The following is an 18,757-nucleotide window of genomic DNA, read 5'->3' as shown; positions in this document are numbered from 1 at the left end:
GGAGAAGGTCATGACGACATACAGCAAAGCGACAGGGCTGCTGACAGTGCTTCTGACGGGAGCAACCGTACCGATGATCGCTGTCGGGCAAACGGCGGTAGATCCTGTTGCTACCGCACAGCAGCAGGCGACCATCCAGGTAGACAGCAACCGGGCATGGTTGCGCGAGCAGGAAAAGCGCTCGGCTGACCTGCACCAAAACACCCCGGTGCCGGAGTTCCTGCGCAATCAGCCGCCGCGTTCGCTGGCCCAGGACGACCAGTCCTTTATTGACCAACTGGCCGCGAAGCAGCGTCAGGACGCCGCCGAGCAACCGGCCGAGGGGGCGCTGTACTTCGTGTCCTCCGCTATTCCCGAAGAGGGTATGCGTCGCATGCTGCAAGAGGCGCGTCGATTCGGCATTCCGGCCACGTTGCGCGGCATGGCGAATGGCGACATGCGCGAAACGGTGCAGCGGGTGCAAAAACTGGTGGAAGCCGGCGGCATCGACGGCGTGCAAATCGACCCGCAGCCCTACACACAGTACGGCGTGACCGCCGTGCCGGCGTTGGTTGTGCGCTGCGCGGCCGGCTTCGATGTGGTGCGCGGCAACCTGCTGATGGCGCAGGCGCTGAAGAAGGTCGCCAAGGACGGCGACTGCGCCGCCACGGCTCAGGCGCTGCTGGACAAGGAGAGCGGAAAATGACCCACCTGGTGAAGTCTCTGCCCGGTTTGCTGGCGACACATGCCCTGGTATGGGGGGCGTTTATCTTCGCGGTGGGCGATTGCCGGGCGGAAGGGGATGACGTGTTCCAGACCGGCAGCGAGTTTGCCAAACAGATCGCCGGTCAGGGCACAGGTACGCTGCAGAACACCAACCCGGCCAACGTGTTGCCGAACTACACCGATAACCCGAAAGAAAAAGGCTACTACGGGGGTGTCACAGCCGGAGATGCCAACACCCTGAAGACCGACGGCGGCACCGCCTGGGGCCAGACCGAGGTGGGGCAGGCGGTGACTGATTCGGTGCTCAAGAACCCCAAGGAGCCGATTTCTCACGATGCGCCCTTTATCCAGGCCGGCAAGGACATTGAAGGTAAGGCCGAGATCATCGTCGGCAAGACAGGCCCGGACTGCAAGGCCGAACAGGTGACGCGCAGTGAGTTCACCCGCCATGTGTGCGAGCGCGATACGGCGGTGATGCGTACCTGCGAGCGTACCACCGACATCGGTGGCCACTATGAGACCCGCTATGAAGACCGTAACGCACACATCGATAAATCGATGATCCGTTGGTGGAAAGAAGGCAACCGCATTCACGGCACCTTTACTGCACCGTTTACCGGCAAGCTCACTACGGGGTCGATATACCTCGAGCTGCAGGACGATCTGCACAGCTATGGCGTGCCGCTGGCCTTTTCACTGCTGGGCAATGAGGTGCGCTATGGCCGTCAGGACTGGGGCAGCCGGCCGCTGAACGTCGGTAACGTCACGCTCACGCAAGGTCAGCAGGTCTATATTTTCCTCACCATGGACCCCGGTGGCCACCTGGATACCTTTCTGGATGCGATGGTCAGGCAGCTGAGCGGCGGCGGGGGCAGCTCGCCGATGGTGTTCTACGTGAAGTTCGATGGCAGTTCGTCGGTGCAGGTCTGGGTGCCGACCACGTCGACGCCGGCCGACTGTCCACTGGCGCAGGAGGCCGGGGCGGTGAAGGTCAATACCGTCTGCAGTGAGCCGGGCGGCGAACGAACCGTTACGGTCAACGGCCAGACCTACCCGGTGTGGGCCAGCTGCTGGCGCTTTACCGACACCTATCGGTTGCAGGAGGCCGGCCAGGGCAGCTGCGAAGCCTATGCCAACAATCCAGCTTGCACTATTGCCACGCACGGCTGTGCCTTCTCCGATGAGTATGGCCAGTGCCTGCACGAGAACGTGACCTACTCCTGCGAAACCCGCACCACCGGTAACGTGATGCTATGTGGTGGCCAGATGTACTGCCTGGACGGGGAGTGCGACAAGGCGCAGAAGGGCACCCAGGGTAACGACTTTGCGCACGCCGTTTCCGAGCTGGCCGCGGTGGCGGCCGCCGGCAAGGACGTGGCGGCGCTGAACGGCATCGATGTGCGCGCCTTCACCGGTAAGGGACAGTCCTGCCGCAAGGCGTTTGCCGGTTTCAGCGACTGCTGCAAGGACTCCGGGTGGGGTAACAGCGTAGGGCTTGCGCACTGCGACAGTGAAGAGAAGGCGCTGGGCAAGGCGAAAGAGAACAAATTGACCGTCAGCGTCGGCGAATATTGCAGCAAGAAAGTGCTGGGTGTCTGCCTGCAGAAGAAGCGCAGCTACTGCCAGTTCGACAGCAAGCTGGCGCAGATTGTTCAGCAGCAGGGGCGCGCGTGGCAGCTGGGTATCAGCTTTGGCGACGCAAAATCACCTGACTGCCGGGGCATTACCGTAGACGAGCTGCAGCGCATCAACTTTGACCAGCTGGACTTTGCCAATTTCTATGAAGACCTGATGAAGAACCAGAAGGTGCCCGAGGACGCAGCACTGCTGGAGAAGGTTAAGCAGCAAATCGCACAACGTATGCAGGAGGCAGCCAAGTGAAAACGCGCGGGACTTCAAATTTCAATTTGGCGGCACGCGGGTTGGCCAACCGCAGGGCGGCAGCGCTGTTGGGCCTGAGCCTGCTGGGCGCGGCGTTCACCGCACAGGCCGGCGGCTGGCAGTGGTATGAGCGGGAGGCCAAACCCGCTGACGACGAGATGCCACCGCAGGCTGTAGCCCCGGCCGCTCCGGCCGGCGCACTGCAAAAACTGCAGCTGCTGCAGCAGTCGCTCAAGGAGCGGCTGGCAGACGCCATCCTGTACCCCAGCACCGAGAACTTCGTGAAGTTCTTCCAGATGCAAAACTACTTCACCCAGCAGGCGGGGCTGTTTGAGCGCTCTGCACAGCGCGCGTTTTTAGCGCACCCGGAGCTGGACTACAACCTGAAGCACAGCCACTACAACGGCACGGTAAAGAGCCAGTTGGCGGCCGATTTCGCTGCCCAGCGCGAAGCCATCGGCAAAATGGCGCAGCAGTACGGGCTGATGCTGTTCTATCGCGGTGCCGAGCCTATCGACGGCCAGCTGGTCAGCGTGGTGAAGGGCTTCCGGGACAGCTACGGGCTGTCAGTGGTGCCGGTGACTATCGACGGGGTGGTCAACCCTGCGATGCCGGAGAGCCGGCGCGATGCGGGACAGTCACAGCGGCTGGGCATCAGCCACTTCCCGGCGCTGGTGCTGGTTGACCCGCGCAGCGGCGCGGTCAAGCCGCTGGCCTATGGCTTTATCAGCCAGGACGATCTGGCCAAACAGTTCCTGAACGTCTTTACCGACTTCAAACCCAATTATTAAGGAGCGTTGAATGCGTAAATTTAAATTCCCTGACATCGACGCGACCGGCGGTTGGGTCGCGGCCTTCGGGATCTGGTTCCATATTGTGGCCGGCCTGGTGCACCGGGCGCCGGACATGGCGGTGACGCTGGCCGAGTTTATCGCGCTCACCCTGACGCTGTGCGGCGGCTACAAAATCCTCGATGAGCTGGCGCGCGTCCCCAAACGGCAGCGCGAGGAGGCGGAAAAGCAGGCCTATATCGCGGCACATCGTGAACAGGCGCCGTCGCCGGCGAGCACAGACGAACAGCACGGGGCCGGGGAGGTGCAGAATGCGGATCGTTAACATCGCCTGGCTGGCGCTGCTGTTAACCGAGCTGGCACATGGCTCCACGATTGATGAGATAGCTGCGCTGCAGAAAAACGCCGGCGTCAATCGGACGCCATCAGCGACGTCCGTCCCCGCTCTGCGGCCGGCTGCAGCGCCACGCTGGTTTACGCTCAGCAACGGCGCGCGCGTCAACCTCAATGACTGGAAGGTGGTGCTATTTATGCAGGGGCACTGTCCGTACTGCCATCAGTTTGATCCGCTGCTGAAATCGCTGTCGGAGCGGGTCGGCTTTTCCGTGTTCGCCTACACCTTCGACGGTCAGGGCGATGCCACGTTTCCGGAAGCCATCCCGGCGCCGCCGGAGGTGATGCGTACCTTCTTCCCCGGGCTGCCGGTGGCGTCGCCGACAACGTTTTTGGTGAACGTCAATACGCTGGCGACCTACCCGATGATCCAGGGTGCCAGCGATGAGCGCGGTTTTATGGCGCGGCTGGATACCGTGTTACAGGAAGCGCTGATGAGGGGAGGTCAACAATGACTTTGTGCACTCGGTTTGGGGGCATCGCGCTGGGGCTGCTTTTGACGGCGCCGGCCGTGGCCGACATGAACAGCGACATGAACCAGTTTTTTGACAAGCTGGGGTTTGCGTCCAACACCACGGCACCGGCGGTTTGGCAGGGGCAGGCGGCCGGGTATATCTCGGGTGGGTCGATTTACGCCCGCACCGGCGTCAAACAAATCCAGCTGATTTCGATGTCGCTGCCGGATATTAATGCCGGCTGCGGCGGCATCGATGCGTACCTGGGGGCATTCAGCTTTATCAACGGCGAGCAGCTGCAGCGCTTCACCAAACAGATCATGTCCAACGCCGCCGGCTACTTCTTCGATCTGGCTTTGCAGACCACGGTGCCGGAGCTGAAAGACGCCAAAGACTTCATCCAGAAAATGGCCAGCGACATCAACAGCATGAACATGAGCAGCTGCCAGGCGGCGCAGGGCATTGTTGGCGGGCTATTCCCGCGCACGCAGGTCTCTCAGCAGAAGGTCTGCCAGGACATTGCCGGCGAATCCAACATCTTCGCTGACTGGGCTGCCTCGCGGCAGGGCTGCACGGTGGGCGGCAAAGGTGACTCGGTGCGTGACCGGGCAGGAGAGAAGGATAAGGAGCGTATCTCCAAGAACATCAACATTATGTGGGATGCGTTATCCAAAAACCGGATGTTAGACGGCAACAAGGAGTTGAAGGAGTTCGTGATGACGCTGACCGGCTCACTGGTGTTCGGCCCCAACGGCGAAATCACGCCGCTGCCGCCACGCACCACCGATCAGAGCATCATCAAGGCGCTGATGGAAGGGGGCGCCGCACGCGTTTATCACTGCAACGACAGCGACAAGTGCCTGAAGGTGGTGGCCGACAGCACCACGACGATAAGTCCGGACAATGCCCTGAAAGGGCAAATCAAAAAAATGCTGTTCAGCATCGAGAGCAAGGCGCGCAACGACGAGCGACTGACGGATGCGGAGAAAGGCCTGATTTCCAGCACGCATGTGCCGTTGCTGACTTACCTGACCGACCCGCAAATGATCGGCGTGTCCAGCGCAATGGTGCACCAACTGGCCGACTACGTGGGGTACGACATCCTGATGCAGTACCTGCAGGAGCTGATGGGCGGCGCGCGCGCCATGCTGGCGACCGGGAACTACCCGGAGGTCACCGTTGAGCAGATCAACAACAACTTCATGCAGGCCGGGCAGCTTATCGCCTCCCTGCAATCGCGCGTACAGGTACAGACCGATGCCCTGCTGGTTGTCGAGCAGCAGATGCGTTACATGCGCCAGCAGGTGTCGGCACGCCTGCTGACACGTTACCAGAACAATTATCAGTTCGGGGAGGCGCAATAACATGACGGAAATCTATGTCATTGGCGGCTCGGAGTGGCTGGCGCAGAACCTTAACGCGGTCGCGGCCTTTATGCAGACCGATACCTGGGACTGGATACGGAATTTTGCGGTGGCCATCAGCGTGTTGGTGCTGGCCGCGCGGTATACCGCCCGTCGCGACCTGATGGATATCCTGGGCTGGGTGTTTGTGCTGGTGTTCTCCTCGGCGTTGCTGACCAAGGCGCAGCCGGTGCAAATCATCGATCTGTCCAATCAGCGTTCGATTCAGCGGGTGGCCAATGTACCGCTGGGGATTGTGCTGCCGGCAACCATCATCACCCGCATCGGTTACGCCATGGTGCTGAGTTACGAAATGGTGTTCAGCCAGCCGGATGCGGTGACCTACAGCAAGACCGGCATGCTGTTCGGCTCCTCACTGGTGTCCCGAAGCACCGACTTCACCGCCCAGAACCCGGAGCTGGCCAACCTGTTTGCCGACTATGTACAGAACTGTGTGGTGGGCGACATGCTGCTCAATCACAAGTACAGCTTTGAGGAGCTGATGCATTCCGAAGATCCGTATGCGCTGATCTTCCGTCAGCCGAGTCCGCTTCGCGGTGTGTTCAACAAGGACGGCCGTTTCCAGACCTGTGAAGAAGCCGCGATGCCGCTGAAGAACATGCTGGGCCTGGAAGCGAAAACCGGCAGTCCGACCTACAGCTATTATGCGCGGCGCATTCTTGGCGGTCGTCCAGACCGCGATCTGCTGTTCGGGCAGCTGCTGGGGAACAGCTACCAGTATTTTTACCAGAACCAAAAGACGGCCAGCGACATCATCAAGCAGAACATCGTCATGAACGGCCTGCGCAGCGGCATCATGAGCTACTCGGCGCGCAGCGGTGACACAGCGGGCATGCTCAACATCGCCAGCACGTCGGCCATCGAGAAGCAGCGTCTGTCCCAGGCGACGCTCGGGCAGGTGATGATGCGCTCCTTACCGATGCTGCAGGTCATCCTGATCGGCATGATGATGGGGATGTTCCCCATTCTGGTGGTGATCGGCATGGTTAACCAGGGCAAGGAAGTGGCCAAAGCCTACGTGTTCGGCTGGCTGTGGGTGATGAGCTGGCCGCTGTTGTACGCCATTCTCAACAGCGCGATGGCCTTTTACGGCCAGAAGGCCGGCTCGCCCGTGGTGCTGAGCAATCTGTCCACGGTGAAGCTGAACTACTCCGATCTGGCCAATACCGCCGGCTATATCTCCGGCATGATCCCGTTTATCTCCTGGTATATCGCCAAAGGGCTGGGGCAGGGGCTGATGAGCGTCAGCCACAGCATGACCGGCGCCTACCAGAGTTCGGCGACGTCGGCGGCGATGAGCGTGTCGGATGCCAACTACAGCTTCAACAACATGCAAACCGACAACGTGCAGGGTAACACCTGGGATACCAACAGCAGCGTGCGTGCCGGCCAGATGACCGCGCAACTGCCGACCGGCGGCACGCAGACCCGCACGGGCGATGGCAGCAGCGTCTGGGATGCGAGCGGCGCGATGTCCAAACTGCCGGTAGATATCGGCGTGACGAAGCAGATTGCGACCGCGCAGCAGGAAATGGCGCGGGAAGCCGAGACCCAGGCGCAGACATCCATGCAGGGCTTCAACAGCAATATCAGCAGCGCCTGGACGCAACTGTCGCAGTTTACCGGCCAACGTGGCAGCAGCGACAGCATGACCCACGGTGCCGACACGGCGCAAAACAGCCAGTCCAGCATCGCGGCGCACAAAATGGCGAGCGCGGTGGAAAGTTATGCCAAGGCCAACAATGTCAGCAAAGAGCAGGCAACGCAGGAGTTGGCGTCGAGAGCCGTTACTGATACCGCGAGCTTTAATACGCGAGCTGGTGTTTCCGCAAGTGGTGGATTGAAAGTGTTGGGGAATGGTGTAACGGCAGAAGGATATATGGGCGTAAGTTACGACAAAAGAGGGAGCGACACCGATTCTCATTCTGCTAGTAGCGGCACGCGTGGCAGTCAGGATGCGCGTCACGACCAGAGCGCCCAGGCCGCTGCTGACTTTAAGGAGGGGATGGACTACCTGACCAGCCAGCGCACCAGTCAGTCCGGCAGTCATACGGATAACAATGCGGACTCGCGCATTGATCAGCTTTCTTCGTCCTTGTCAGGCGCCAAGAGCAGCTACGAACAATACAGTAGTGCACATACCCGCAGCCAGGAGCTGTCACAGCAGGCTTCTCGTACCGAGAGTCTCAGTGGCGATATGCGCGAGAACCTGAGCCAGCAGTTTGCGCAGTACGTGATGGACAAGGCACCAAACGATGCCGGCAACATTTTGACCGGTCAATCGCAGGACGCCGTTGCCGCGCGTCAGTCGCTTGCGCGTGATTTTGTGCGTGAACAGGTGGCGCCGCAGGTGGATGCACAATATCAGTCCAGCAGCGGTACGCTTGGCGCCGGCATGGGGTCTGTTGGTGGCGGAAGCTCCGGCCAGGATATTCAGGCTGATTATAACAAACACCAGAGTGCGGTTGAAAACAGAACCTCACAAGCCGGAATACGCAATGATGTGGGAGCTAAGGTTAATGGTATGGTTGATAATAACCAAACAGCCCAACAAAAAATTCAGACAGATATTCATAGCCAACAGCAAAATGTTGAAGGGCAGAGAAACGAACTGCAGCAAAATCATTCGTCAGCACGAACTGCACAAAATTTAAAATATAATCTTGAAAAAGAGAAGCAGGAAGGTATACCAGGTGCAAGTAGTCAAGATGAAATGATGGCACAGGCACAAGCCATGCAAGATAAATTCAATAAAGAGCGGGGTGGTAAATGATGGTTACTCATAAGATAATAAAAGATGAGGCTGCACAGTTGAAAGAACTGATGGATGAACAACTTGAGATACCATCATTCTTTTCTTGTGTTAAACCTGCAATACTAATGGAAGTCTGGATGGTTTTATGCCCACTGGTTAGTTTCTTTTTGGCTGATCAAAGGGATTCGGAATTACTCATTGCAACAGGAATGAGTGCGTTTCTTGGTTTTTTAATATCAGTAAGCATTGTCAATGGACGGAGCTTGTATCTCTCACTACCAGTTCAATTGAGAGAGAGTTCGCAGGTGTTGGAGTTGTTAAGTAAAAAAGTAAAAAGCTACGCGATGGTATTTTTATCACTGGTGCTGATATTATCAGTTTTGGCGGCGAATAGTGCTTTAGGTTCTATGGCATATATCATACCGCTTATTTTCTTCACAGTAATGATGGTGTTCATTTTTAATATGGATATTGGCCGCTATCGTCTTTCAGCATTTACCGCCGCTCTGGAGCTTATCAAATCCCGCAAACAGGGAGGTGAATAACGGTGGCTAAGATCTCTGCCAAAACGCATACCACCACCCTGCGACTCGATGACGGTACGTTTGGGCGCCTGCAGCGTATGGTGGCTGAGAACCCCCTCTACAGCCCCTCGCATGTGATGCGCGGTGCCCTGCTGGCACTCAGTCGATTAACCGACAGTGAACTTGAAGCCTGCATTCTGGCCGTAGCAAAGGGAGGTGTTGATGAGCTTTAACGCCAAGGACATGACGCAGGGCGGGCAGATCGCCTTTATGCGCCTGCGCATGTTCACGCAGATCGGCAACCTGATTTTCTACTGCCTGTTTATCGCCTTCTTCCTGGTGGCGATTTGCACGCTGTTGTGGCGCGTGTCCATCCAGAATCTCACGAACGGCCTGATTCATTGGTGGGTCTGGATGGTGGAAGGCTGGCCGAGCATATCGCCGTCAGAGACCCTCTACCACCTGGATTATTACGGCAAGACGTTGACCTACACCGCCAAACAGGTGCTGCTCGACAGTTACGTCTCCTACTGCGGTCAGCTGATTTGGCGTGAAGGGATCTTTGCCTGCATCGTGGCGGCGGGCGCGTGTGTGACGGGGTTCGTGGTCACCGTGTGGATACTTGGCCGTCAGGGCAAGCAGCAGAGCGAGGATGAGATCACCGGCGGGCGAACATTGACCGATAACCCTGAGGTGGTGGCCAACATGCTCAAACGCGATGGTATGGCATCCGATATCATTATTGATGGCCTGCCGCTGCTAAAAAACAGCGAGGTCAAAAACTTTTGCGCCATGGGCAGCGTCGGTACGGGTAAGTCACGGCTGTATCGCAAGCTGATGGACTATGCCCGCAAACGCGGTGACATGGTTATTGTCTACGACAAGTCCTGTGATTTTGTCAAAGACTACTACGATCCGCAGTACGATAAAATCCTCAACCCGCAGGATGCGCGCTGTGTCGCCTGGGATTTATGGTCGGAATGTCTGACACTGCCGGACTTTGAGAACGTCGCCGATATCCTTATCCCCATGGGCAGCAACGAAGATCCGTTCTGGCAGGGGTCGGCCCGAACCATCTTTGTGGAAGCGGCCTACCGCATGCGCAATGACGAAGACCGCAGCTACGCCAAGTTGCTCAATACGCTGTTGTCCATCGACCTGCCGCGTCTGCGCGCTTATCTCGAGGGCACGCCGGCGGCCAACCTGGTGGATGGCAAAATCGAGAAGACCGCCATCTCTATTCGCAGCGTGCTGACCAACTACGCCAAGGCACTGCGTTACATGCAGGGCGTGGAGAAACTGGGGGCACCGTTCACTATCCGTGACTGGATGCGCGGCGTGAAGGACAACGGCAAAAATGGCTGGTTGTTCCTGACCTCCGATGCCGCCAGCCACAAGGCGCTCAAACCGCTGATCTCCATGTGGCTCTCTATCGCCTCACACAGCTTGTTGTCGATGGGCGAGAACCCGGACCGCCGTGTCTGGATTTTTGCCGATGAATTACCCACCCTGCACAAACTGCCTGATCTGGTGTCCATCGTGCCGGAAGCGCGCAAGTTTGGCGGATGCTTTGTGTTGGGATTCCAGACCTACTCTCAGCTTGAAGATATTTATGGCGTCAAGGCGGCGGCCACCCTGTTCGGGGTGCTGCGTACCCGTTTCCTCTTCAGCGTACCGGATCGCGTGGGGGCCGAGTTCGCCGCCGGCGAAGTCGGTGAAAAAGAGTATCGCAAGGCCTCCGAGCAGTATTCCTACGGGGCCGACCCCGTCAGGGACGGGGTGTCCGTCGGTAAGGATTTGGAGCGCATGCAGCTGGTGAGCTACAGCGACATCCAGACGCTGCCTGATTTGTGCTGCTATGTGACGCTGCCGGGGCCATACCCGGCCGTCAGGCTGCAGATGGTGTACAAAAAAGTCAGGCAGGTCGCGCACCCCTATGAGCCTCGCAAGATTGATTCCGCTGCCGATGGGCGGCTTGTATCGGCGATCGAAGCGCGGGAAGCCGAAACCGGCAATATGGATGCCTTGTTCGCTGCACCCCCTATCCAGCCGGCGGCCAGTGCGAACGACACCGCTGATGCCCCTGTCTCTGCCGTGAGTACGGTGCTGACAGAGAACCCTGCCAGTGACGTGCCTGTCGTGTCAGCTGCTGCCACCGTGACAGGGGGGCAGGAGGCGGAACTGAAACAGAAACCGGCGCCCGGTGATGGTTATGCAGAACGGGGGGAGTTGCCCCCCGGTATCAGTGGCGACGGCGAAGTGGTGGACATCGCACAGTATGAAGCCTGGCAGGAGCAGCAGCAGGCCATGGGGCAGCAAGCCATGCAGCGCCGGGAAGAGACCAACATCAATATCGACAGGCATCGGCGCGAGCTGGCCGAAGTTCATCATGGGGACAGCGAACCGGGAGATGAATTCTGATGATGTGTACTGGCCAATCTTCGCGAGTGAAAATATCAGCACCAATCTTCGATGCGCAATCCATCAACACGTGCAAACTCCCGTGTATTGTTGGTGACCACGATCAGCCCCTGGCTGCGGGCGTGGCCGGCAATCATCAAATCAAATGGGCCTATAGGGAGTCCTTGCCGGTTCAATTCGGCCCGAATTTGGCCGCTGTGTGCGGCGGCGGCGGCATCGTAGTTCAGAACGTCAAGACGCGCGATGAACCCTTCGAGCACCGCCAGGTTGTGTTCCGGCGCCTGGCTTTTTTCTGCACCGTAAATCAGCTCCATCAAGGTGACCGAACTGATGCACAGGCGAGGTGTATTCAGGTTGAAGCGCTCTCTGACGTGCACGGGTTTGTTCTTGATGGTGAAGATGCACGTGTTGGTGTCCAGCAGGTACTTCAACATCAGAACGCCTCCCGCTCTTGCATTGGGGGTTGGTCGCGCAACGTCATGAAATCGGCGCTGACATCATCACCGTCGAACCAGCTGTCCCAGCCCTCGCCGGCCGGCGTAATGATTCGCGTGCGACCAACGGCGATGATCTCCACGCGTTTGACGTCGTCAGGCAGCGCCACCGCTTTGGGCAGACGAACGGCCTGGCTACGGTTGCTGAGAAATACGGTTGTTTCCATGACACACCTCCACATTTGGATATACCGATTGTATATCCATTGTGGTGATTGGTGTGGGATATGTCAATGGGATATGCCTTTTGCCGGTCAGGAGCGGATGGTTGGGAGAGACTGCAGATGATGAGCATTGGCCAGGTCGGCCCTGCCGGTAAAGCCGGCGACTACTACACCCATCAGGACAACTACTACGTGCTGGGCAGCATGGACGAACGCTGGGTGGGCCAGGGGGCGGAAGCCCTGGGCCTGACGGGCAAGGTGGACGTCAAAGACTTCGTGGCCGTGCTGGAAGGCAAGTTACCGGACGGCAGTAACCTGACCCGCATGGTTGGTGGTGAGAATAAACACCGTTCCGGCTATGACCTGACGTTCTCGGCGCCTAAGGGCATCTCTGTTCTGGCAATGTTGGGGGGCGACAAACGCCTTATCGCCGCGCATAACCACGCGGTAGAAGTCGCGGTGCGGGAGGTGGAGAAGCTGGCTTCGACGCGGGTGATGGAGGGCGGCGTCTCCGAGACCAAGCTGACCGGTAACCTGGTGGTGGCGCTCTTTAACCACGATACGTCCCGCGACCTGGACCCGCAGTTGCACACCCATGCGGTGGTAGCCAACGTCACGCAGCATGACGGCAAGTGGCAGACCCTGTCCTCCGATACGGTCGGCAAGACCGGGTTTATTGAGAGTGTGTATGCCAATCAGGTGGCCTTCGGCCAGATATATCGCCATGTGTTCCGTCAGGATGTGGAAGCCATGGGGTACAAGACCAAGACGGTCGGGCCGCACGGTATGTGGGAACCCGACAATATGGACTCAGTGATTGATGTGTTCTCCAAGCGCAGCCACGCCATCGACGCCGCCGCCGGCCCTGATGCCTCAATTAAGTCACGGGATATGGCGACGCTTGACACCCGCAAGGCCAAGGTCGCCAGCGATCCGGCCGAATTAGCGGTTGTCTTGATGCAGGAAATGAAGGCCACCGGTTTTGATATTCAGGCTTACATGGCCGAGGCGCAGTCTCGCACGATGGTGACGCCGTCCCCGACGCCGCTGGAGGCGGGGGGCGATGTGCTGGTCGACCAGGCGGTGGGACAAGCCATTTCGGCGCTCTCTGACCGGCAGGTCAACTTCACGCACAACCAGGTGGCCAACAAGGCCATCAGCTACCTCTCCGGTGAGCCGGGCATGCTGGACGCGGTACGCGACGGCATCGACCGCGCTATCGAGCGCGAGCAGCTTATTCCGCTCGACAAGGAGAAAGGCGTATTTACCTCCGATATTCATCTGCTCGATGAGCTGAGTGTGGCGCAGTTGAGCCGCACGCACCTTGACGAGAGTGCGGTGGTGATAGGCGCGCCAAAGTCTGACCCGCGCACCGGCAGCATGTCAACCTACAGCGATGCCGTGCAGCAGCTGGCGCAGCATGCGCCGACGATGGCAGTGTTGTCGGGCATAGGGGGCGCATCGGTAAACCGTTCCCGCGTGGCGGAAGTGGTTGAGCTGGCGCGCGAGCAGGGCCGCGAAGCCACCGTGCTGACCGTTGACCGGCAGTCACAGCAGTATCTGCAGCAAAGCGTACATCTCGATGAAAGCCGCGTGGTGACGCGCGCTGCGCTCGGCAGCGAGGCGCTGTTTGCGCCGAACAGTTGACCAGGCAGAGAAACTGACGCTCAAGGAGACCGTGGCGCTGCTGGATGGTGCCGTGCGTAACAACGTGCAGCTGGTGTTGATGGATACCGAAAAGCGCAAGGGGACGGGCAATGCCCTCGCCGTCATGAAAGAGGCCGGTGTACCGCGCTATCAGTTCAGTAGTCGTCAGGCTGTGCTGGCGGAGGTGGTAAGCGAGCCGGACAAGGCCCAGCGCTTCGGTCAGTTGGCCAAAGGCGTGGTGCAGGCATTGGTTGAAGACCGGTCGGCGGTCGCGCAGGTAAACGGCCCGGCCGACCAGCGGATGTTGACGGCCATGATCCGTGACGAGCTGAAAGACGCCGGGCTGCTGGGACGCGAAGAGACCCATGTGTCCACGCTGACGCCGGTATGGCTGGACAGCAAAAATCGGGGTGCTATCGATACCTACCGGGAAGGCATGGTGATGGAACGCTGGGATGCGGAAAGCCGGCAGCGCGAGCGGTTCGTTGTCGACCGGGTCGGTGCGCAAACGCGCAACCTGGTGTTGCGTGACGCCGAGGGTGAAAAACACACGCTGGCCGTCAAAGCCGTGGACAAGGACTGGTCGTTGTTCCGGGCCGGCACGATGACGGTGGCCGACGGCGAACGCCTGCGGGTATTAGGCGAGGAAGGACGGGGAAAGAATGCGCTGAAGGCCGGCACGGCACTGACGGTTGTTCGTGCCGGCGCCGGCGAGCTGCAGGTGCGCGTGGCCGGCGAGTCGGATGCAGCGCAGAAGCCGGCGGACCGAGCGCTCGCGGTCGGCAACGACGTCTTCAGCGCCGTCAAGGTGGCGCCGGCGTATGTGGAAAGCCTCGGCGCCTCGGTGAGCAGTACGGCGGCGGTCTATGCAGCGGTGAAGAAAAGCGAGCTTAACAGCGCCACGCTGAGTGGCATCTCGCGCAGCGGTGGGCACATCACCCTCTATTCTGCTCTTGATGCGCGCAAGACGCAGGAGAAAGTCGCCCAGCACTCGGCGTACCGCCTGGCAGGCGAGCAGGTCAAACAACTGGCCGGTGAGGAGGGGCTTGATGCCGCGATCGCCGGGCAAAAATCGGGGCTGTTTACTCCGGCGCAGCAGGCCATTCATTTGGCCATTCCGACGCTGGAAGGGGATAGCGTCGCGTTTGGCAAGGCCAAACTGCTTGCCGGCAGTCTCGGTTTTGCGGCCAAAGGCGTGTCGATGGATGCCATCCAGACGGAAATCGAGGCGCAGGTCAAACGCGGGGAGCTGCTGAAAGTGGATGTCGCGCCCGGTGTCGGGGCGGACTTGCTGGTCTCGCGCGCCAGCTTCGAGGCGGAGAAAAGCATTATACGGCTGATTGCCGACGGCAAGGACAGCCTGCCGCCGTTGGTAACAACCAGTAGCAAAACCCATAACGAGGACGGCCCCGGTCAGCGGGAGGGAAAGGTGACTCCGTATCTGACCCAGGGACAGCGGCAGGCTGTCGACCTTATTTTAAACACAACCGACCGATTTGTGGCAATACAGGGCTATGCGGGTGTGGGGAAAACCACCCAGTTCAAGGCGGTACTCGCCGGGATAGCGCAGTTGCCTGAAAGCGAACGTCCCCGCGTGGTGGGGCTGGCGCCAACGCACCGCGCGGTGGGGGAAATGCAGGCTGCCGGCGTCGATGCCCAAACGCTGGCGTCGTTCCTGCACGATGAGGGGCTGAAGGTCGCTGGCGGCGAGAAGCCGGACTACCGCAACACGCTGTTTGTGGTGGATGAGAGTTCGATGGTGGGCAACAGCGACATGGCACGCGCCTACGCGCTGATTGCCGAGGGCAACGGCCGCGCGGTGATGAGCGGTGACGAAGCCCAGCTGGAAGCGATTGCGCCGGGTGCGCCGTTCCGGCTGGCGCAGGGGCGCAGCGCCATCGATATGGCGGTCATGAAAGAGATTGTGCGCCAGACCCCCGAGCTGAAGCCGGCGGTGTACAAGATGATTGATAACGATGTGCCCGGCGCGCTGGACGTGGTGCGCGCCGTGGCGCCGGCCAATGTGCCCCGACAAGCCGATGCCTGGGTGCCGGCGCAGTCGGTCGTTGAATATCCTGCCAAGGGGCCGGATGACATTCATGCCGCGATTGTCAGCGATTACCTGGGGCGCACCGAGGCGGCCCGGCGCGATACGCTGATCATCACTCACCTTAATGCCGACCGGCACATCATCAATGCCGGCATTCACCAGGAACGTAAAGCGGCGGGCGAGCTGAAGGGGGAAGCCGTCAGTCTGCCCATCCTTGAGAGCGCCAATATTCGCGACGGCGAGCTGCGCAAGCTGGGCACCTGGGCGCGTCATCGGGACGCCGTCGTCCTGCTGGATAACACCTACTACCGGATGGCCGACATCGACAGTCAGTCCCGTACCGTCAGCCTGCAGGACAGCGAGGGCAATACCCGGCTGTTTTCCCCGGCCAGTGCGGTGCGCGAAGGCGTCACGTTGTACAACCCGCGCACCATCGAGGTAAGCGTGGGCGACCGCATGCGCTTCTCCAAATCGGACGTCGAGCGCGGGCATGTGGCCAACAGCACCTGGACGGTCGAGGCGATAAAAGGTGATATGGTCACGCTCTCCGATGGACAACAGACCCGTACCGTCAATCCCCGCGTGCAGCAACAAGACCGGCACGTCGATTTGGCCTATGCCATCACCGCCCACGGTGCCCAGGGTGCCAGCGAACGTTTTGCCATCACGCTCGAGGGGGTGGAAGGCGGGCGTGAGCAGCTGGTCACCCGGGCGTCGGCCTATGTGGCGCTCTCGCGCGCCAAGGAGCACGTGCAGGTGTACACCGACAACGAAGCTGGGTGGCTGAATGTCATTGGCAAGGCGAAGGAGCGCACCACGGCCCATGATGCGGTGCTGGGGATGGCGCCGGGCAGCCAGAAAGCGACCGCCGACCTCTACGGCAAAGCGGTACCTTTATCCGAAAACGCGCTGGGACGCGCGGTGCTGCGCGCTAGCCAACTTACCGGCGACACGCTGGTGCACTATGTGTCTCCGGGTAAGAAGTATCCGCAGCCCCACGCCATGCTGCCGATGTATGACGCCAACGGCAAACCGGCCGGCGCTTGGCTGGCGCCGCTAGCGGACACCCAGGGGAAAAGCGTCAGGGGACTGCCAACGCAGGGGCGAGTGTTCGGCAGTGACAGCGCGCAGTTCGTGGCGCTGCAGGGGAGCCGCAACAACGAGACCAGGCTGGCCGGGACGATGCAGGACGGTATCTGGCTGGCGGCACGCTATCCCGACAGTGGCGTGGTGGTACGCCTGCAGGGTGACGACGTGCCGTTCAACCCCCAGGCGATGACCGGTGGCAGGGTGTGGGTGAACGACGAGACGCTCAAGGCCACTGCACGGGAGAGCGGCGCGTTCGACAGTGTCATTAAATTGCCGGAGAGTCCGGAGGAACGCCAGCAGCGTGAATTGCAGACGCAGGCCGACAAACTGAGCCGCGAGAAGACCTCCCCTGACCCGCAGCGGCTGGCCGGGCTTAACGATGAGCAACTGCGTGCGTTGCTTGCAGGCGGTGAACTGCTCGCCGAGGACGTAAAAGCGCGTCTGCCGGCGACGGTCATGCGGGAGGTGATGGGCCAGGATGCGGCACTGCGGGTAGATGCCGCTGTCCGTCAGGTGGCGCGCGAGCCGGTATCAACCCGTAGTCGGCTTCAGCAGGACGAACAAAACCTGGTGCGCGATGCCCATCCCGAACGGGAACTGAACAAAGAGAAAACCCTTGGTGGCGACTGACGCGCTGTGCTTGTCCAACGCCGTGCGAGACAGGTGACGAGCCTCAGCCTCGCACGGCATTACCTAAAGTAAAAAACGGATGAATACAACCCAAAACGTATCAACGACATAGGGCGTTTTGTTAACCACTGCGGTCTTGCTGTCCGGGGCTGCGACGCTCTGGGGATATGTGCAGTGGGATGTGCTGAGCGACCTGCCGCTGTATTGGCGCAATGTGCTCGTCCCGTTGCCGCTGCTGGTCTTCATGGGCATGAAGCACCTGCAGGCGCAGCTGCACAGGGCGGGCGAGCATGAATAAGACGCGGCGACTCCCCGCCCGCGTGTTTGGCGTTGCCGCCCTGGTACTCAGCGGCTGGCTGCCGGCATCGCCCCTGTTGGCGGCGCCGGCGGTACAGGTGGTTTTTTCACCTGAAGGGTCGGCGAAGCAACTGATACTAAGCGTTATCGGCGAGGCGCAGCGCGACATGTCTGAAGTGGCCAAAGAGTACCTGGCGCACTGGCAATCCCGCTGGGCGCAGGGCCAGGACTGGCAGTCGACTTACTAAGAAAGGAAATCGGATGGCGATATTTGATCCGCACAGCGGAAAACTGTAACAGGTGCGCGAAGTGGTGCGTTTAACCCCGCTGCAGCAGGACGTACTGAAATTTTTTGCGCTGGTGCTGATGGTGTTCGACCACGCCAACCGGGCGCTGGGGCTGCATGAGCCGCTGTTTGCGCTGCTGTGGGGGTACAACCTGGCGTCGCGGCCTGTCCGGCAGGCGCTGGCGATGCGCAAGGGCGCCCCCAACCCGGTATTGGCCGGCGGTGTATTGCTGGCGCTGTGGTGGGCATATGGCGCCACAGACGGCAGTTACGGTACTGCCGGCGTTTTGGTGCTGTTGGCCAGTTATGGGCTGTGCGTTTCCCTGCCAGGGTACGTGACGGCCGTCTGGCCGCTAATGGTGCTGATGCTCAATGCCAACCTGGGGGGCTTGATGATGCTGACAGGGTTGCTGCTACCGGCACTACTCATCCTGGGGACGTAGCCGTTGTTAACGATGTTCAATCAATGACGTCTGTTGCAACGGATATTTTTCTTGTACGGCTATGTAGGGCATTTGTTGATACTGGTGTTGATCGCCAGGTGGGTTTGTTAAGTCGGCAAAACATCGGTGATGTAGATCTGAATGTGTAGGGCAATATCCGCCAATATCATATGTCCTGGACAGAAAAGATCGCTTTAAAGCTGCTAAGCCAAGGTTTTTGTAGTAATCTCTCTCAAATAACCCTTATATCTTTCTGGAACTGAAGAAAAGCAAAGGCAAAGATTGTTAGAGACTCGCGCAAGCACCAG

At 59.7% G+C, this 18,757-nt stretch carries 14 protein-coding genes and 1 pseudogene; 13 read left to right on the top strand and 2 right to left on the bottom strand.

The window, feature by feature from the left end:
• The first annotated feature begins 10 nt into the window (after positions 1–10).
• The 10 genes from trbC to traD are packed head-to-tail and all read left to right on the top strand — an operon-like array spanning position 11 to position 11,349.
• Positions 11–685 (top strand): type-F conjugative transfer system pilin assembly protein TrbC, encoded by a 675-nt coding sequence (trbC, locus tag ACORQT_RS25130; RefSeq protein WP_444859445.1) that lies wholly within the window; start codon positions 11–13, stop codon positions 683–685.
• Entirely contained in the window at positions 682–2,586 is a 1,905-nt protein-coding gene (gene traN, locus ACORQT_RS25125; protein ID WP_444859444.1) for a type-F conjugative transfer system mating-pair stabilization protein TraN, read from the top strand. Before trbC ends, traN begins: the two co-directional genes overlap by 4 nt.
• Before the next feature lie 41 nt (positions 2,587–2,627).
• On the top strand, positions 2,628–3,377 hold the full coding sequence (gene traF, locus ACORQT_RS25120; protein WP_269475161.1) for a type-F conjugative transfer system pilin assembly protein TraF: 750 nt from the start codon (positions 2,628–2,630) through the stop codon (positions 3,375–3,377).
• Between the two features lie 10 nt (positions 3,378–3,387).
• Positions 3,388–3,702, top strand: a complete 315-nt coding sequence (locus ACORQT_RS25115) for a type-F conjugative transfer system pilin chaperone TraQ (protein ID WP_197751379.1) — start codon at positions 3,388–3,390, stop codon at positions 3,700–3,702.
• Positions 3,689–4,225 (top strand): type-F conjugative transfer system pilin assembly thiol-disulfide isomerase TrbB, encoded by a 537-nt coding sequence (gene trbB / locus ACORQT_RS25110; RefSeq protein ID WP_206195978.1) that lies wholly within the window; start codon positions 3,689–3,691, stop codon positions 4,223–4,225. Before ACORQT_RS25115 ends, trbB begins: the two co-directional genes overlap by 14 nt.
• Positions 4,222–5,589 (top strand): conjugal transfer pilus assembly protein TraH, encoded by a 1,368-nt coding sequence (gene traH / locus ACORQT_RS25105; protein ID WP_444859443.1) that lies wholly within the window; start codon positions 4,222–4,224, stop codon positions 5,587–5,589. Before trbB ends, traH begins: the two co-directional genes overlap by 4 nt.
• Before the next feature lies 1 nt (position 5,590).
• Complete coding sequence (gene traG / locus ACORQT_RS25100; RefSeq protein ID WP_197751376.1) at positions 5,591–8,422, top strand: conjugal transfer mating-pair stabilization protein TraG; 2,832 nt, start codon at positions 5,591–5,593, stop codon at positions 8,420–8,422.
• Positions 8,419–8,949 carry a hypothetical protein gene (locus ACORQT_RS25095; RefSeq protein ID WP_033641526.1) on the top strand — a complete coding sequence of 177 codons (531 nt, stop codon included), beginning with the start codon at positions 8,419–8,421 and terminating at the stop codon, positions 8,947–8,949. Before traG ends, ACORQT_RS25095 begins: the two co-directional genes overlap by 4 nt.
• Positions 8,950–8,951: 2 nt before the next feature.
• A complete protein-coding gene (locus tag ACORQT_RS25090) occupies positions 8,952–9,161 on the top strand; it encodes a hypothetical protein (protein WP_232095405.1) in 210 nt (69 codons plus the stop codon).
• Positions 9,151–11,349, top strand: a complete 2,199-nt coding sequence (traD, locus tag ACORQT_RS25085) for a type IV conjugative transfer system coupling protein TraD (protein WP_197751375.1) — start codon at positions 9,151–9,153, stop codon at positions 11,347–11,349. Before ACORQT_RS25090 ends, traD begins: the two co-directional genes overlap by 11 nt.
• A gap of 35 nt (positions 11,350–11,384) precedes the next feature.
• Here the strand turns inward: traD and vapC are convergent, their stop codons facing one another.
• Together vapC and vapB are read right to left on the bottom strand one after the other, a co-directional pair.
• A complete protein-coding gene (vapC, locus tag ACORQT_RS25080) occupies positions 11,385–11,783 on the bottom strand; it encodes a type II toxin-antitoxin system tRNA(fMet)-specific endonuclease VapC (RefSeq protein WP_197751374.1) in 399 nt (132 codons plus the stop codon).
• Positions 11,783–12,010 carry a toxin-antitoxin system antitoxin VapB gene (gene vapB / locus ACORQT_RS25075; RefSeq protein ID WP_197751373.1) on the bottom strand — a complete coding sequence of 76 codons (228 nt, stop codon included), beginning with the start codon at positions 12,008–12,010 and terminating at the stop codon, positions 11,783–11,785. Before vapB ends, vapC begins: the two co-directional genes overlap by 1 nt.
• 117 nt (positions 12,011–12,127) lie before the next feature.
• On the opposite strand from vapB, the pseudogene traI reads away from it, so the two are divergent.
• The 3 genes and pseudogenes from traI to ACORQT_RS25060 all read left to right on the top strand — a co-directional run bounded on the left by traI (position 12,128) and on the right by ACORQT_RS25060 (position 18,449).
• Positions 12,128–17,423 (top strand): annotated as a pseudogene (gene traI, locus ACORQT_RS25070) (conjugative transfer relaxase/helicase TraI).
• Positions 17,424–17,713: 290 nt separating this feature from the next.
• On the top strand, positions 17,714–17,968 hold the full coding sequence (locus ACORQT_RS25065) for a hypothetical protein (protein ID WP_232095390.1): 255 nt from the start codon (positions 17,714–17,716) through the stop codon (positions 17,966–17,968).
• 61 nt (positions 17,969–18,029) lie between these two features.
• Positions 18,030–18,449, top strand: a complete 420-nt coding sequence (locus ACORQT_RS25060) for a hypothetical protein (RefSeq protein WP_444859467.1) — start codon at positions 18,030–18,032, stop codon at positions 18,447–18,449.
• Positions 18,450–18,757 lie beyond the last annotated feature (308 nt).

This window comes from Serratia sp. (in: enterobacteria) (assembly GCF_052400455.1).
GTDB classification, from domain to species: Bacteria; Pseudomonadota; Gammaproteobacteria; order Enterobacterales; family Enterobacteriaceae; genus Serratia; species Serratia ureilytica.
The sequence above is the reverse complement of the archived record's forward strand: the minus strand, read 5'-3'. Positions and strand labels throughout refer to the sequence as shown.

Coding starts and splice junctions, on each gene's coding strand:
- trbC (WP_444859445.1), top strand. CDS start 11: ATGACGACATACAGCAAAGCGACAGGGCTGCTGACAGTGCTTCTGACG.
- traN (WP_444859444.1), top strand. CDS start 682: ATGACCCACCTGGTGAAGTCTCTGCCCGGTTTGCTGGCGACACATGCC.
- ACORQT_RS25115 (WP_197751379.1), top strand. CDS start 3,388: ATGCGTAAATTTAAATTCCCTGACATCGACGCGACCGGCGGTTGGGTC.
- trbB (WP_206195978.1), top strand. CDS start 3,689: ATGCGGATCGTTAACATCGCCTGGCTGGCGCTGCTGTTAACCGAGCTG.
- traH (WP_444859443.1), top strand. CDS start 4,222: ATGACTTTGTGCACTCGGTTTGGGGGCATCGCGCTGGGGCTGCTTTTG.
- traG (WP_197751376.1), top strand. CDS start 5,591: ATGACGGAAATCTATGTCATTGGCGGCTCGGAGTGGCTGGCGCAGAAC.
- ACORQT_RS25095 (WP_033641526.1), top strand. CDS start 8,419: ATGATGGTTACTCATAAGATAATAAAAGATGAGGCTGCACAGTTGAAA.
- traD (WP_197751375.1), top strand. CDS start 9,151: ATGAGCTTTAACGCCAAGGACATGACGCAGGGCGGGCAGATCGCCTTT.
- vapC (WP_197751374.1), bottom strand. CDS start 11,783: ATGTTGAAGTACCTGCTGGACACCAACACGTGCATCTTCACCATCAAG.
- vapB (WP_197751373.1), bottom strand. CDS start 12,010: ATGGAAACAACCGTATTTCTCAGCAACCGTAGCCAGGCCGTTCGTCTG.
- ACORQT_RS25065 (WP_232095390.1), top strand. CDS start 17,714: ATGAATAAGACGCGGCGACTCCCCGCCCGCGTGTTTGGCGTTGCCGCC.